This window comes from Desulfobacterales bacterium (assembly GCA_028704555.1).
Lineage (GTDB): Bacteria > Desulfobacterota > Desulfobacteria > Desulfobacterales > JAQWFD01 > JAQWFD01.
In genome coordinates, this window is record JAQWFD010000006.1 from 70,779 (window position 1) to 86,548 (window position 15,770).

A 15,770-nucleotide genomic window follows, 5' to 3' on the forward strand; every position below is an offset into this window, starting at 1 on the left:
GGACCTTTTCCCTCAAAGGGGTTAGAATCCGCTTTTGAAAAATTCGTCCGGTCCAGTGATGGCATCAGCCTTTTTTTCGTATTCGGTTGGGGCGGTTCCCTCCTTGAAACATTCGAATATGGTTTTTTTGGATTCTGAGATCGGCAGGAGACCGGATTTCGAATCGATCTTGCAGAATATCACGCCTTCAGGAACCTGAAAGACCCTGACGGGTTTGTCTTCCAATATTTTTTGCATAAAGCCCAGCCATATGGGGCTTGCGGCCCGGGAACCGGTTTCTTCTTTCCCCAGGGTAGCCTCGTCGTCAAAGCCGACCCATGTGCCTGTGGTGTAGCGAGGGGTATACCCGACAAACCAAGCATCGAAAAGGTTGTTGGTGGTTCCGGTTTTACCGGCTACCGGACGGTTCAATGCTTTTACCCGGCGTCCTGTACCCGTTTTGACCACACTTTCAAGCAGGCTTGTCATAATGTAGGCCGTGCTGCTGTCGATCACTTTTTTTCGCTTCGGGAGGGTGTCTTCAAGGATATTCCCGTCCCGGTCGACGATTTTGGTGATAAACACCGGGTCTACCAGATAACCCATATTATTAAACACGGAATACGCCCTCACTATTTCCAGCAGAGAGACCCCGGATGAGCCTAGTGCAATGGACAGATCCCGGTTGAGATGTGAGGTGACGCCCAGCCGGTTTGCATAATCGATTACGTAATCGATACCGATATCTTTTAGTATCTTGATCGTCACCACGTTTCTGGATTTTGCCATGGCTTCGCGAAACAGCGTGGGGCCATAGAATTTTTCAGCATAGTTTTTCGGCTTCCATTTAAAATTGTGAATGGTATCTTCCATCACAATCGGCGAATCGATAATGATGGTCGCCGGGGTGTATCCTTTATCAAGGGCAGCGGCGAAAATAATGGGTTTGAAGGCTGAGCCGGGCTGACGCCTTGATTGAATCGCCCGGTTAAACTGGCTTTTCCGGAAATCACGTCCTCCGACCATCGCTTTTACCATCCCGCTTTCGGATTCAATACTCAATAACGCCGATTCGGCTTTCGGTTCCTGCTCAAGTGAAAGTTTCCACGTCTGCGGGCCATCGGTGCCGCTGTCTTTAACTGGATGGAGGGCCTTTACCTGTATGACATCCCCCTCGTGCAGCGCGTCGCTTACCTGTTTGAGACTGCTTTCGTAAGAAGCAACTTCAGGGTCAGGTTTCCTGGCCCATTTCATATCGGTGAGTTCAATCGTGCCCCGGCTGTTACCGATTCGGACGACAGCAAGCTTTTTCGCATCATCAACTTCGATCACAACGCCCTTGACAGTTGCTCCTTCCTGGAGCATGCCGCTTTGATCCAGTTCATTCTGAAGTTCGAAGGAAAAGGCCTCGAATTCCTCCGGGGCAAGTTTACGTAAAGGGCCCCGGTATCCCTGACGCTTGTCAAGTTCATAAAGACCTTTTTCAATCTGTTCCCTTGCTGCCTTCTGCATTTCGATATTGACCGCCGTGTAGATCTGAAGCCCTTCCCTGTACAGAATATCCGGTCCGTAAGTTTTTTCGATGTACTGCCGGACATATTCCGTATAATAAGGGACTTTTTCAATGTACCAGTTTTTTCTTGGCTTGATGTCCAGCGGTGTGCCGATGGCTTCGGTCGCCTCGATGTTGGTGATGTACTCTTCGGCCACCATCCGGTTCAGCACATAGATCTGGCGCTCTTTCGCTTTTTCAGGATATTTGAAAGGCGAGTAGCGGCTCGGCGCCTGAGGCAGGCCGGCTAAGACGGCGCATTCTGCCAGATTCAGTTCCCGGCAGGATTTGCCAAAGTAGTTCTCCGCTGCCGCTTCCACGCCGTATGCTCCGTGTCCCAGATAAATCTGGTTCAGGTACAGATAAAGGATTTCCTCCTTGCTGAATGCCTTGTCGATCCGGTAGGCCAGAATGGCCTCCTTGATTTTTCGTGTATAGGTCCGGTCGGAGGTCAGCAGGAACGATTTGGTTACCTGCTGGGTAATCGTGCTTCCGCCCTGAACAATGGAGCCGGCTTCAATATTTTTGAAAAACGCCCGGATGATGCTGACCATATCAATGCCCTTGTGTTTGTAAAACCGGGCATCCTCAGCCGCGATAAATGCATGGGTCAGCATTTCCGGGATTTCGGTAAATGGCGTCACGATTCGCCGCTCGTTGTAAAATTCCGCGATTTTTCGGTTATCATCCGAATATACGCTGGTGATTATGGGGGGGCGGTAGTCTTTCAGCGATGAAATGACCGGAAGATCCCGGCTGAAGTACGTATATACCCCGGCAGCGGAAATGATTCCAAACAGTGCAAGGCAGATAGCAATCCATACCATCCAGCCGAGCATCCGGCTGATAAACGTTTTATGCTCCCGTCTGGCGCGGTTTTTCATGATGTCAGACGGGTTTTTGGGTTTAGCCATACCTCAATACTTCCTGTTGTGGTTTAGCGATATTATTTCCCATCATACGGATTTCAGTCAGCAATATAAATTGTCGCTTCAGCTGCCGGAAACCTGAAATCGTATATAGCGAGAAATGGGCACTGTCATGTTTCGACGAAGCGGTGATGATATCCAGCGCTGCTGAATGTTCAAAGCTTTTTTGCAGCTGGCCTGTGATTTCTGACTCCCGAGCCGTCTGATTCGGGCCGGTTAAGGGTTTGTTACGGTTAACCTGTCTCCATCCCATCAATGGCCTTTTTCAGGTCTGCGCTTATCTGTTTGGTATCTGTGCCAATCTGCGGGGTTGTTTGTGCGGCGTATTTGGCACGTCTCCTCTCAATCTTTTGATTTTATTGTTTTTTGGTAAAAATCCCATTTTTGGATTGAAACCGCCTGTCAGCGCCCGACTTCGGAAAATTGGATTTATGAATGATGGACTCTGATTTATATCAACCATTGATTATTTGCATAAATTGACATGTGAATCAATAGCCGTGAATATAATTTGTTGGGGGGCGGGTGAGAAGATCCCCTTCGGTTATCCGGATAGCTTCTGCCATTCCGGTAAGCAAGAACAGATTTCCAAAAATTATATTCAGAAAACATCAAACCCAATTGCAGAGACGGTATCGGATCAGCCGTTACATCGCAGGCGGATGTCAGTTAATTATCAGAGCGCTTTTTTAGATACCCAAAAGGGGTCTCTGAAAAGCCGGATACCGCCTGCTTTTGAAACCCGGCTTTCGGCCACCCGACATCTGACCGCCGATAGCAGATAACCGGTCAGAGACAAGATGTAAATCGAGTCCTTTTGCCATTGCTTAAACTCTTAAATTCAGAGAACATGATGGTATTTAAGTCAATTAATTATTGACTTGCGAATGAAATGTATATATTTGCTCGATATAACATTCCTGCACAGCGCAATTTCACCCCCCTTTTTACTAGTTTTAGCAGGGGGAAAAATGGCAAAAGATACAGTAGCAATTGTAGATACGCATGCCAACCCGGCGCCTCTCGGGTTGATGGGCTTTGGTATGACAACGGTTCTTTTAAACATTCATAATTCCGGTTTTTTTCCAATGGATTCGATGATTCTGGCTATGGGCATCTTTTATGGGGGGACTGCTCAGGTCATTGCCGGTATCATGGAGTGGAAAAAAAATAATACATTTGGAACAACTGCGTTTACTTCCTATGGCTTTTTCTGGTTATCTCTGGTTGCCCTGATTCTTATACCTAAATACCAGTTGTGGCAGGCACCTACAAACGGCGCAATGGCGGCATATCTATTTATGTGGGGCTTGTTTACATTCTTTATGTATATCGGAACGCTCAGAGTTAATAAAGCGCTTCAGTTCGTTTTCCTTTCACTGACGGTATTGTTTTTTTTATTGGCCTGGGGTGATGCAACCGGCAGTGTTACTATTAAGCATATTGCGGGTTATGAAGGCATCGTTTGCGGTTTTTCAGCCATATATGCGGCAATGGCGCAGGTATTAAACGAAATATACGGCAAAATCGTCATGCCGATCGGGCCGGTAAAATAGTACTGAATAACAGGGGTGAAATTGCGCATATTTAACTCATGTTTGTCTACAGATAAATGGGCTCACCATTTATGAACTCGTAAAAACTTAAAATCGAGACGGAAAAGTAAAAAGTTCAATTTCAAGGCATCGCGAATTTCGTGAGATGAAGTGCCGTTGTCTGCACCGCAGTGAATACGGAATGAAGCGCACCGCGCACGGGTTTTTTTACGACGCCGTCGATAAAGAACTATGATATTGACTGAATGTGGCGTCAGATGTAAAGATAATCCTATCGAAAGGATAATGATATTTACGCCATATCCGTGACCTTCTTCTTGCCTTAGTCCTTTCTGATCGAAATATCATCAACTCACCTGATCGTTATCAGGTGAGTCCGTCCTGAAACAGGACATGTTTTCAGGCTCCAGTCGTTGTCTTTAACCTTGTTTGCATCCATGGCCGTTTCATCTGATTCCGGCGATCAACGCCTTTATTTTCCTGATCCGGGGTGAACTCGTTTTCGGATCGGAAACATGGTGGAGGCCATCCGGTGAAGACCGAATCTATGGATGGACACTGCCTTGTGGTATCTCTGGAAAAAACTGCAGAGAAGTACATCCTTTCGGCTGTACGGTTTCGTATCGGTTCAATTTTTGTATCTCGTTTCATCCTTTGCCGGACGGAGCAAGGAGCTGAAGTTTGTGAAGCAGCTGGATATGAGGCGGCCTTTCGACCATCCACGGCCGGCTGTCAACCCGTTGCCAGCTTGATGACGGTCGGGTGTGATAACTTAATTTCCAGAGGAGGAAATGTGAAGGGCAAAAACAGTCGTAAAAAAATTTTGATCGCTGTTGATGGTTCCCCGCAGTCTCTTGGCGCGGTTCAATATGTGGGTGCATTGTTTCCCGTTGAACAGACGGAGATTGTTTTTTTTCATGTAGAAAATGATATCCCGGATATATTCCTGGATATGGGGAAAATGCCAATTTTGGAATCTAAATTGCCAAAAATTAACGGGTGGAAGAAAGATCGGCGAAAATTTATCGCGGATTTTATGTCAAAAGCCGTTGAGGTGTTGATAGATGACGGTTTCCCACGGGATGCCGTTCATCAAAAGATTCAGCATAAGTGCTATGGCATATCAAGGGATATTATCGAAGAAGTCGGACATGGCTATAGCGCGTTAATCGTTGGTCGAAGCGGGCTCAGTAAATTGAAAGACATACTGATTGGCAGTACGCCCATCAGGCTCATTGATAAAATTCCGCGAATTCCCCTGGTGGTGGTTGGCGGCAAGCCCGTATCGAAAAAGATCCTGGCGTGTATAGACGGTTCAGTGCAGTCCGCAAGAGGTATCGATTCCATCGGGCAATTGCTCGGGGCATCCGGCTGCCGGGTGGAGGTCTGTCATGTGATCAAGTCTTTAAGCAGTTTTAAGGTCGGATCGGATCAACTGTTTTTGCCGGAACAGGAAAAAACCTGGCTGGATTTGAATCAGGAAATTATCGGGCCGGCCATTAAAGAGGCCACCGCCGCACTTGTCAGATCCGGATTTGATCCGGGGCATGTGACTTCCAGGGTTTTAACCCTGAGAATGAGTCGTGCGGCAGCAATTATCGAGGAGGCCAAATCCGGTGGTTTTGAAAGTATCGTTATCGGACGCCGCGGCTTAAATATTGTCGAGGAAATCATCATGGGCCGGGTCAGTAAAAAGGTCCTCGAACTGGCAAACACAATGGCGGTCTGGGTTGTTGGGACATAGCCCGTCTTGACGTGTTGAAATGGTTTGAATTTGCGAAAATAGCAAATTTTAACACTTTATCATAAACCGACGGGCAGTTATTTGAAAAATTTGAATAGCACTCGTTTCGGGATAAACGCTTGTGCCCCTTGATTTCATGGATAAAGTGGCCGGCAAATAAGTTTTTGGTATGGTTTGTGCTGAGGATATAAAAGCGCAGGGATATCCTGGCAGTGTCATAATCCATAATTCTATACATGATATTTTAATTTACTTGACGTGGCAGAGAACAATTTATAAGTAGTTTAAAAAAGGTTAATCGTCTCGGCTGCTTTTTGGGGGTAGGCTGGTGAAGAAAAATCGTATTTTGATCGTCGATGACAGTTCAACCGTCCGTTTGGGGTTGAAAAGACTATTATCGCCCTTGAATGCCGAGATCCAGGAGGCGGTTGACGGACAGGCCGCTTTTGAATGTGCGGTGAACGGTGAATTCGAATTAATCATTACCGATTATGAAATGCCGGGAATGAACGGATGTGATTTGTGCTCACGGTTAAAGAGCCATCCCCAGACACATGCGGTCCCCGTTATTATGCTCAGTTCTTTTGATACGGATGCGCATGTCAGCGATGGATATAATGCGGGCGCAGCCGCTTATGTCTCAAAAAATGATGCGTGGCACAGTCTGAATTCAATCGCAGAAGATGTGCTGTCCAGATTCAATACACGAAAGCGTCAGCGGATCATGGTCGTAGATGATTCGTTCTGTATCCGTAAAATAATGAGCAACGGTCTGGCCAGGGCAGGATATCAGGTGCTTTCCGCTCAGAACGGAAAGGATGCCCTGAATAAAATTGCTGAACAAAGGCCGGATCTGATTTTGAGTGATATTGATATGCCGGAGATGAACGGTCTGGACTTTTGTGAAGCGATTCATCAGAATCCGCAGTGGGCCGATATTCCTTTCGTAGCCGTCAGCGCCTGTAGTGACCGGGCGCATATGAAGCGGATGACGCAGTACGGGGCGACCGCTTATATGGTCAAGCCCATTAATATGGATCAGTTGTTGATACTGATCGAAAAGCTTCTCTCCGATCATTTCCTTTTGCTGCTCAAGGAAAAGGAACGTCTGGATATGGAGCGGAACCTGATGCTGGCCAGCATCACCAGTCTGATATCGGCGCTGGAGGCACGGGATCAATATACAAAAGGCCATTCCGAGTCGGTCGCGGCTATCGTTTCCGAGATGGTCTCTCTTTCGGGTGCGGACAAAAAAGAAATAGAAGCGGCGACCATAGGGGCCAGATTGCATGATATCGGGAAAATCGGTGTGCGGGATAATGTCCTTCTGAAGCCCGGACGGCTGGAGGGTGAAGAATTTGAGCACGTCAAGCAGCATTCGGTGATTGGCGCCAATATACTCAAATCCATTCCGAGTCTTTCCGATATTATTCCAATTGTTTTATCTCATCATGAACGAATCGATGGTAAGGGGTATCCCCATGGCATTAAAGGGGGCAGCATTCCTCTGTGGGCGAGAATGACCGCTGTGGCCGATACCTATGACGCGTTGACCAGTGACCGGCCGTACCGGAAAGGTATGCCCGTGGACAAGGCGCTCCAGATCGTCGAGGAAGCCAGGGGAACACAGCTTTGCCCGGATTGCGTGGCCCTTTTTATGAAGTGTGGATTCCATCGGAAAATAAAAAAATAGGCTTGATCGCCTCTGCCGATACCCCTCCATATGCTCAGGCTTCCCTTTGTTCCGTTTAGAGGCTGCATCACACCGCCGAAAATTCGGAATTAAAAAATAAGCCGGAATTTATGCGTCAGAATGGCGCAGGTGGCCAAAACGCCAACTGCCTGATTTAAAACGCTGTTGTTCCGGTTTTGTTGTCCGGGCTTTCGTAACGCAGCCAGACCGGATGCATCGGCGCTTACGGTTTTAAAATGAATCATCCTGGTGCCAATCCATGGGGAAGACAGGAAAACAACATCGCGTTTGTGAATGTGTCATGGTGTGTGAGACCAGTTGCAGATACCATCGGATTTGAATTCGACAGAGTCAGCAGGCAATTGTAAGCGGATATTCAAGGCAACGGCTCAGGAATCAGACCGCCGTGGAGGCCGAGCAATATAAGGTGAAATCGGCGGCCAAATTCTCCCGCCGGATGCCATTGGAAATAAAGTTTCAAAGGATACTGAAGAAATGACGCAACATGTTGTGCTGTTCGTAGTTGGCTTGTTCATGCTGTATTACGGGGCCGAGTGGCTGGTTAAGGGCTCATCCGGCCTTTCGAGAAGTCTGGGACTGAGTCCGCTTGTCATCGGCCTGACGGTGGTGGCATTCGGAACCTCAGCGCCTGAGCTGGTGGTCAGTCTTGTTTCCTCGATCAAAGGCAAGAGCATGATCGCCGTGGGAAACGTGGTGGGAAGCAATATTTGTAATATCGCGCTGGTGCTGGGACTGTCATCCATGGTGCAGCCTATCCGGGCTCATCGCTCCGTTATCCGCCGCGATATTCCGGTGATGCTGGGAATTTCCTTATATCTTCTGCTGATTTCGATCAACGGGATGATCGGCAGGGTTGAAGGGGCAACGCTGTTTGCAGGGATCATCGTGTATACCGTTTTGAACTACAGAAGCGCTGCAGAAGGGGGGGCTGCCGGCAGGGTTGAAGACGCTCCGGGTGACGCGGACGGGCACAGGATGGTTGCGGGGTCGAGGCTTAAACAGTCGGGGCTGGTTGTTGCCGGTATTACCGGAGTGGTTGTCGGCGCTGATTTCCTGGTCGATTCGTCGGTGGCCATCATGAAAGTTTTCGGGTTCAGTGAAAAGTTTATCGGCCTGACGGTTGTTGCCCTGGGTACATCACTGCCGGAACTGGCCACCTCTGTGATTGCGGCGGTGAGAAAAGAGATGGATATCAGTATCGGTAATCTGGTGGGCAGCAACGTGTTTAATATTCTCGGTGTTCTTGGCACGGCTTCACTCGTACGGCCGATTCAGATTTCCGGCGGTTTTTTCGGAAGCGGTCTGTTCATCGATTACCTGGTCATGATGGCTACCAGCTTTCTGCCGTGGTTGATGATGAGAAAAACGCTGACAGTGACACGAAAAGACGGCCTGGTCCTGATCAGTATTTATGCCGCCTATGTGGCCTGGCTGTTATTTAAATCCTGATTCCGCACTTGATCGTTGAGTTGGTAAAATGAAGGATCAGCCGCGGATTTACGCGGATCTTTGCCTGTTTTTTTGGGAAAATATTTTTGAACCACAGAGATCACAGAGGACCAGCCCCTTTTAAATGGATATGTCATAATTTTCTGTGAGTGCGGTGATCTATGTTTTATCCAGCACCTCCCGGACAGCTTCGGCAAGGTTTCTGATGCCCATGGGTTTGATCAGAAACTTTTTGATTCCCATTTGCATCGCTTTGTCTTCATCAATCAGTTCACTGAAACCGGTACATAATATAATCGGAATATCTGAACGAATTTTCATCAACTCGACCGCCAGTTTATGCCCGGACAGACCATGCATGGTCATATCGGTTATGACCAGGTCAAATGTGTCCGGGTTTGAACGAAACAGGTTCAGTGCCGCTCCTGGATCGTTTTGACAGTTGACGCTATAACCCAGTGATGACAGCATCTGCTTGGCCACAGCCAGCAGCATTTTCTCGTCATCGACAAACAGGATTCTTTCTGTTCCGGTTGGAAAGGGTTTATTAATCAGCTCATCCGCCGCCGGTTTGTCCACATGCGCAATAACAGGCAAAAACACGTTGAAAACAGATCCGTTTCCGACTTTGCTGTGTACCGTAATTGCCCCATCATGGCTTTTGACAATGCCATAAACCACAGCAAGGCCCATGCCCGCGCCTTTGCCGACTGCCTTGGTTGTAAAGTAGGGATCAAATATTTTATCAATTATTTCCGGCTCTATTCCGGAGCCGGTATCGCTAACCGAAATTTTTAAATAATCTCCCGGATTTAAATCTTGAGCCCCTTTGATATCTTTTTCTTCGAGATTGCCCTGGTCGATTGTAATTTGCAGAATCCCTTCGTAATTCATTGCCTGTACGGCGTTGGTGCACAGATTTATAAGAATTTGATTGATCTGGATTGGATTGGCCAAAACCGTATCGGTCGTTGTCAAAAAAGATTGTCTGATTTCGATGCTTTTCGGTATGGAGGCACGCAACATCCGTAACGATTCCTCTGCAATCGGAACCACATTTACAGGTTTTCGAATATATTGGGATTTGCGACTGAAATTCAGGATCTCCATGATCAATTCTCTTGCCCGTAAAGAGGCTTTTTTTATTTCTTCAAACCGGGTATGAACGGTCCCGCCTTTTACTGTTTCAGTCAGTGCCAATTCAGCGTTTCCCAGAATGATCCCGAGAATGTTATTGAAATCATGGGCGATACCCCCGGCCAGGGTGCCAATCGCCTCCATTTTTTGACCCTGGCGAATTTGGTCCTCAAGCCGCTTTTTTTCCAATTCAGCCTTTTTGGCATCGGTTATATTTTCAAATGTGAAGGCAATAAAGCCGGGCTTTGGACGATAAACAAAAAGTTTTTGCCAACTGTTGAGTCCTTTAAGATAGCCAGTAATCTGCATGGGCTCGCCTGTTTGTTCGACCCGGGCAAAGTTTTCAAACCATGAGTCCTCCAGACCGGGAAAGCATTCTCTGACGGTGCGGCCGATAACTTTATCAGTTTTAAGCCCTGTCAGCCTTTCATGGGAAGGGTTTACCTCAATGTAGCGCCAGTCAGCCGGATGTTTATTTTCGTCACAAACCATTTCAAGCATGGCAAAACCGCTGAGCATTTTCTCAAACAGTAATCGATACTTTTTCTCGCTTTCCCGCAACGCTTCTTCCAGGTACCTGCGCTCGGTCGTATCGATAATGAACGCTTCGATGCCGGTCGTTTCCTGTGAATGGATGACAGGCCGTGCGGAAAAGACGTGATATCCTGTCGAGCCGTCCTTGCATTTTCTGCTCAGTTCCCCTGTGAGATATTGCTGATCTCCATTTTTTAAACCGGAAAACATTTTTTTTGCATGCTCGATATCGACGCTTTGTTGAAATATATTAAAATGCCTGCCGACAATCTCATCGACGGCACTGAAACCATATAGCTTGGCCAGGGCCTGGTTGGCATTTTGAATGATGCCGTCCTTATCGATTAAAAAGTAACCGGCCTGCGTGTTTTCGATGATCGATCGAAATCGGTTTTCACTTTCCTTTAAAGCCATCTCTGCGCGTTTGCGCTCGGTGACATCGATGATAGATACCAGTATTTTTGATAAGCTTTGTTCATGCCCGGGAGCTACCGACCATTTGAGGGAAAGATCGACTGTTTCCCCTGTCAGCGTTTTGTTTACCGCCTCACCTTCAAATGTCAAGCAGCCTTCGGCTATGGCAATCAGCTCTTTTTTGAAAACCTCATAAGACGCTTCACCAAAAACGTTATCCAGAGAAGTGAATAACTCTTTTTTGTCGTTTGCCTTATAAAGCGGCAGGGTCGCTTCATTTACATCGACGATGTTGACCAATCCGGCACAGAGACGAACCTCTTCAGGATGTGTTTTAAAATATTTTTCAAAATCCTTTACTCCGGTTTTTTTTAATTGAACGATATGCTGTTTGACATCCGACAGGTCCTCTTCCCACAATGAAATCGGCGAGTTCTCGAAAAACGAGCGATAATGTTTTTCGCTGTCTATCAATTCCATCTCCAGTCGTTTGCGATCCGCCAGATTATGCAACCAGCGGTTTAAATTTTTAACAGAAACATCCGGAGACAGCATCTCTTCCGGCGGCATATAATAAAAATTTTCGATCACTTCCGTCTCTATCAGCACTTTTGGATGTACGGTCAACACAGATAAAAGAAGATCGGGTTTTAAATACCGTCTGTCATACAGACAAAGGACCAGACACGGACTGCCGGTCAGGAATGCATTCAGCCCGGACTCATATTTGATCACCTGCCCAGCGTCATGAAGCCCTTCAATGGCTTTTGTCAGATCGCAGGTTACCCGCAGGGCACTGTAGCCTTCAAGTAAGATCGGTTCGGTTTTACGGCGAATCAGATTGATGATCCGGTCAGGATCAAAAATGCCTTTTGTTCGATAGGCATCTTCAAGAGAAACGCCACCCAGTTGACCGCTTCTCAGCAGGGCGTCAATCTCGATGCCATCACTTCTAAAATACCCGATGATCGTCTCAAATTGGTCCTGATCCGCTATATAAAGCAGCTTTTCATTTCGTTTCAGGCCCTGTCGCAAAAACAGCGTAACCGCTTTTCTGTACTCCTGATCGGTTTTGTAAATACTGCACACATGATCACCCGGTTTCAGGTCTTCAATCGTTCGCAGAAAAGAATGTGTTTTCATCTGACGTAAGACCCTTTCATGAAATTCAGGAAGTTTTACGAACCCGGAGTACCATCTTCATCAGGACAGTCGTTTTTACGTACTTTTCTCAGGAAACCCGGGCCGGAGTTTTGCGCTCTTAAGGATGTTATAAGATAAAAGCCTCCAGATGCAAATTTATCGTGGCGAGATTCTGTTGAGCGGGGGAGCGAAAATGATAATTGTAAATTGGCTGGAAGCTTACCGTTGATCAATTGACAGCAATCAAACCAAATAAAATCAGTCTATATTGATCAAATGCGTCTTGCAATAAATAATTTTTCATCTTGGATGCAAAAAGCATCCGGCTTGAAATCGCTGAAGGGTTCAAACCGTTTTTCAGGTATTCAAAAATGATTTTTTGAACCCCGGGAGCTTGGGGGTGAAGCCAGCCCGGCGGAGGGACGCTACGCTTGAGGGGCGGGCGCTTTGCTTTCTTGAGGGCGTTACAAAATAAAACCGGTTTGCTTCTTATCTTTTGCCTCAAACAAAGTGCTCCTCAAGCGATAGCGTTCCGCCGTCCTCCCGCCGGGAGAAAATCCGCACAGGAAGGGGCAAGCTGCTAAAAATCCTTAAAATCGTCGTTAAAAGGAATGACGTTTCGGGGACTGACTGCGCTTCTGTTGTCAATACGAATATGTGATGCATTGGCCGGTGATGCGGATCCGGTTTTCGGCAATGACACTGCCGGATTTGTGCATAACCCGGCGATTCTTTTCTCATCGAGTTTTCTGGCATTACCATTAGAAGATCCATCGATGACAATCATAAGTTTCTTGACAATGCCCAGCGGCAGTGGCAGATTCACTTTTCTGTCGCTCTATTTCGGCCTGTTTACGTTCCGTGATGTCCATTCCGATGGACTGAAATTCGGTCACATTCCCCTGCGCGTCAAAAAATACCCGGTCGATCCAGTGCTGCCAGCCCAGTTGTCCGCCCGTCCGGATGATTTCGTGCTCATAGTTGATGACCGGTTGTCGGGGGGTAAAAGAGGCCAGATGCTTTCGGATATTTTCCTGCTCATGTTCTGGAATGAAGTCAAAGAATCGTTGACCGATCAGTTCATTTTCCGTCCGGTTGAAATAACTGCAGTACAGTCCGTTGACAAAGGTGATGGTGGTGTCCCCACATAGGTGACGATGACCGTAGCAAGAACAGATGCAGACAGCGATAGAAATTTGAACCGGTTATCCGGCGAGCTCAGCAGGGATTGCATGGAACGGTTAAACACTTTCCTGAATTTTTTCAGTCATATGAAATGCGCATGGAGATCGTCTGTCTTGAGCGGCTCACGCGGGCATTAATCCTATTCAATCGATAGGACAGCTGTAATTAATATCATATCTGCATCACTTAGAGAACGTTTTTTTACGCGATCAGACATCGCCGATTTTTCTCAGGAAAAATCGGGTTTCCGCTCGTCTGATCCGGTCGGCATGTTCCTCTTTCCGAGTTCTCGCCTGTTCAAGCTTTTCGCGCAGTTCAGTCAGCTCCGTCGGTTTGAGGAGGTAATCAAAGGCGCCGAGTTTCATCCCTTCGACCGCACTCTGGATCGAGCCGTGGCTGGTCATGATAATGACTTCCACCAGGGGGAACTGTCGTTTCAATTCTTTCAGCGTCTGTATGCCATTCATCCCGGGCATGCCGATATCGAGAAGGACGACATCGATATCTTTTTTGCGAAGCAGATCAAGGCATTCATGGCCACTATATGCCGGCGTGACTCTTTCACCGGCTTTTCCCAGCCGGGATGAAATCATATCTACAAATTCTTTGTCATCATCCACGACAAGGACCTGTATCGGGATTTTTATCATGAAAAAATCTCCTTGTTTTCAGTCATATAAGGCCGAGGAATTTCCACCAGACGGATGCCACAAAAATGAGGACGGCCAGCAGAACGGGGGTGGCGACAATTCCGGCCCGGGTCAGGTCAGAGGCCTTGAAATAGCGGTAGCTGTATGCAATGGCATTGGGCGGACATCCGATCACCAGCAGCATGGCAAATGATGTGGCGGTTCCGAGGCACAGGGCCGGCAGCGCCGGGTTGACACCTTCCAGCTGAGCAATGGGAATGACAATCGGAAGGATCAAAGCTGCGGCCGCGACATTGGCCATGATATTGGTCGCCAGTGCACCAAATATGCAGATTCCGATCAACAGTGTAAACCATCCGCCGTTGTGCAGGACGGGGAAAAACAGATGGGCCAGATAGTTCGCCGCCCCCGAATAGCCCATTGCAAGTCCCAGTGAAATCCCTCCGCCGAAAATAAATAAAACCGTGCCCCATTCCAGATTGACGTGAATGTCTTCCCATTTCAGAATTCCGGAAAGAACCAGCACGGAAACGCCCAGCATTCCGGTTACCGAATAGTCTGCGCCGTGATATTCCTTGGTCACCCACAGGATAAATGTTGTCAGGATGATGAAAAAAGCTTTTTTTTCCGAACGGGTCCATGGCCCGGCTTCATTTTCGTTAAATTCAGGCAGACGCAATGCCGGGTCGGGGCGGAAGACCAGATACACCACCAGCACGGAGACGGGAACGGTCACCACGGCCGCTGGCATGGCATACAGTGCCCAGTCGATAAAGCTGATTTCCATTCCGGTAAATTCTTTCAGAAACGCGGCGGCCACCATGCAGCGGCCGCCGCCGATTAACGTACCCATTCCGCCACAGGAACATGCGAACGGGATGGAGAGCATCATGAATTTTGCCGTGTTGGTATGGGGGTCTATTCCGGCTGCTTTCATCAATGGAAGAATGGTGATAATTCCAACCGCACAGGCGGCAGCATCATGAATGATCGATGATGCAAGCCCGAGCGCAATTGCTATGGTGAATGTAAACCGCGTGATTCCGGTTCCGGCTTTTTTGATGATAAAATAACCCAGGCGTTGGGTCAGCCCGACCTTGTCCAGCGTAATGGCGAAAATCAGGCAGCACATGATAAACACGACGACCGGATGCATATAAGGGGCCCAGGCCTGTTTTACCTCACTGACCCGCATGATCACCAGAAATACCCCGACGCAGATTGCCGTGATTTCAAGGGGAACGGGCTCGGTAATAAATAAAAAGATCAATACGGCAAGTACCGCCAGAAACCGTTTCGCTTTCGGGGAAAGGCCGTCAATAAATTCGATATGGATATGAGACAGGCTGACTTCCTGCGTTTTTTTCAGGAGAAATGTTCCGGGTAATTTAAGGTGGCATGACGGTTTTGTTTTTATCAGGTAGCCCGGGCCTGTTGAATCATTCCGGAGGGTCGGAGAGAACTGTTTGCGTACCTGGTCAAGCATCTGGCGGGGGCTGTCTCCATCGATGCGAAACGTTGTGCCTTCGGATATGGGCAGCAGCAGAACGATCAGACCCAGTAAAAACGCGAAGCCGGTTTGAAATTTTCTGGATTTATAAAACAAAATGCCTCCTTAAGCGCTTTCTTTCAGCCGGAATGCCGAGTGTCAGGCCATGAAAATGGCCGCGGGGTTCAGGAATGAAGGAGGAAATGTGCTGCTAAATGGTGTATGGCTCAGGGCCCCTGCAAGACGGTGCGCTTCATTCTTACTGAGCGCTTAATTTTAACAGAATGCCTGAATG

General features: G+C 47.8%; 11 protein-coding genes. 5 read left to right on the plus strand and 6 right to left on the minus strand.

Annotation, left to right across the window (positions count from 1 at the left end; genetic code table 11):
* Positions 1-21: 21 nt before the first annotated feature.
* Both PHQ97_04030 and PHQ97_04035 read right to left on the minus strand, forming a co-directional pair.
* Positions 22-2,445, minus strand: a complete 2,424-nt coding sequence (locus PHQ97_04030; protein ID MDD4391904.1) for a PBP1A family penicillin-binding protein — start codon at positions 2,443-2,445, stop codon at positions 22-24.
* Positions 2,438-2,713 carry a hypothetical protein gene (locus PHQ97_04035; protein ID MDD4391905.1) on the minus strand — a complete coding sequence of 92 codons (276 nt, stop codon included), beginning with the start codon at positions 2,711-2,713 and terminating at the stop codon, positions 2,438-2,440. The genes PHQ97_04030 and PHQ97_04035 overlap by 8 nt, the downstream gene beginning before the upstream one ends.
* A 649-nt stretch (positions 2,714-3,362) precedes the next feature.
* Between PHQ97_04035 and PHQ97_04040 the strand changes: the two genes are divergently transcribed.
* From PHQ97_04040 to PHQ97_04050, 3 genes are all read left to right on the plus strand, one after another.
* Complete coding sequence (locus PHQ97_04040) at positions 3,363-4,016, plus strand: acetate uptake transporter (GenBank protein MDD4391906.1); 654 nt, start codon at positions 3,363-3,365, stop codon at positions 4,014-4,016.
* 532 nt (positions 4,017-4,548) lie between these two features.
* The gene (locus tag PHQ97_04045) at positions 4,549-5,760 is read left to right on the plus strand and encodes a universal stress protein (GenBank protein ID MDD4391907.1); all 1,212 of its coding nucleotides are present in this window, start codon (positions 4,549-4,551) and stop codon (positions 5,758-5,760) included.
* A 328-nt stretch (positions 5,761-6,088) separates the two neighbouring features.
* Complete coding sequence (locus PHQ97_04050; GenBank protein MDD4391908.1) at positions 6,089-7,453, plus strand: response regulator; 1,365 nt, start codon at positions 6,089-6,091, stop codon at positions 7,451-7,453.
* An 89-nt stretch (positions 7,454-7,542) separates the two neighbouring features.
* Here the strand turns inward: PHQ97_04050 and PHQ97_04055 are convergent, their stop codons facing one another.
* Entirely contained in the window at positions 7,543-7,698 is a 156-nt protein-coding gene (locus PHQ97_04055) for a hypothetical protein (GenBank protein ID MDD4391909.1), read from the minus strand.
* Positions 7,699-7,948: 250 nt separating this feature from the next.
* On the opposite strand from PHQ97_04055, the gene PHQ97_04060 reads away from it, so the two are divergent.
* Positions 7,949-8,923 carry a calcium/sodium antiporter gene (locus tag PHQ97_04060; GenBank protein MDD4391910.1) on the plus strand — a complete coding sequence of 325 codons (975 nt, stop codon included), beginning with the start codon at positions 7,949-7,951 and terminating at the stop codon, positions 8,921-8,923.
* 159 nt (positions 8,924-9,082) lie between these two features.
* Here PHQ97_04060 and PHQ97_04065 read toward each other — a convergent pair whose 3' ends face one another.
* Positions 9,083-12,151 carry an MEDS domain-containing protein gene (locus PHQ97_04065; protein ID MDD4391911.1) on the minus strand — a complete coding sequence of 1,023 codons (3,069 nt, stop codon included), beginning with the start codon at positions 12,149-12,151 and terminating at the stop codon, positions 9,083-9,085.
* A 776-nt stretch (positions 12,152-12,927) separates the two neighbouring features.
* Here PHQ97_04065 and PHQ97_04070 point away from each other — a divergent pair.
* Positions 12,928-13,302 carry a hypothetical protein gene (locus PHQ97_04070; GenBank protein ID MDD4391912.1) on the plus strand — a complete coding sequence of 125 codons (375 nt, stop codon included), beginning with the start codon at positions 12,928-12,930 and terminating at the stop codon, positions 13,300-13,302.
* Between the two features lie 243 nt (positions 13,303-13,545).
* On the opposite strand, the gene PHQ97_04075 is transcribed toward PHQ97_04070, so the two are convergent.
* Together PHQ97_04075 and PHQ97_04080 are read right to left on the minus strand one after the other, a co-directional pair.
* A complete protein-coding gene (locus PHQ97_04075; protein MDD4391913.1) occupies positions 13,546-13,986 on the minus strand; it encodes a response regulator in 441 nt (146 codons plus the stop codon).
* Positions 13,987-14,008: 22 nt separating this feature from the next.
* Positions 14,009-15,592, minus strand: coding sequence for a DASS family sodium-coupled anion symporter (locus PHQ97_04080; protein ID MDD4391914.1), 1,584 nt, complete (start codon positions 15,590-15,592; stop codon positions 14,009-14,011).
* Positions 15,593-15,770 lie beyond the last annotated feature (178 nt).

Bases quoted from the DNA above. Each gene is read 5' to 3' on its own strand.
- PHQ97_04030 (MDD4391904.1), bottom strand. From the start codon at position 2,445: ATGGCTAAACCCAAAAACCCGTCTGACATCATGAAAAACCGCGCCAGA.
- PHQ97_04035 (MDD4391905.1), bottom strand. From the start codon at position 2,713: ATGGGATGGAGACAGGTTAACCGTAACAAACCCTTAACCGGCCCGAAT.
- PHQ97_04055 (MDD4391909.1), bottom strand. From the start codon at position 7,698: ATGATTCATTTTAAAACCGTAAGCGCCGATGCATCCGGTCTGGCTGCG.
- PHQ97_04060 (MDD4391910.1), top strand. From the start codon at position 7,949: ATGACGCAACATGTTGTGCTGTTCGTAGTTGGCTTGTTCATGCTGTAT.
- PHQ97_04065 (MDD4391911.1), bottom strand. From the start codon at position 12,151: ATGAAAACACATTCTTTTCTGCGAACGATTGAAGACCTGAAACCGGGT.
- PHQ97_04070 (MDD4391912.1), top strand. From the start codon at position 12,928: ATGACAATCATAAGTTTCTTGACAATGCCCAGCGGCAGTGGCAGATTC.
- PHQ97_04075 (MDD4391913.1), bottom strand. From the start codon at position 13,986: ATGATAAAAATCCCGATACAGGTCCTTGTCGTGGATGATGACAAAGAA.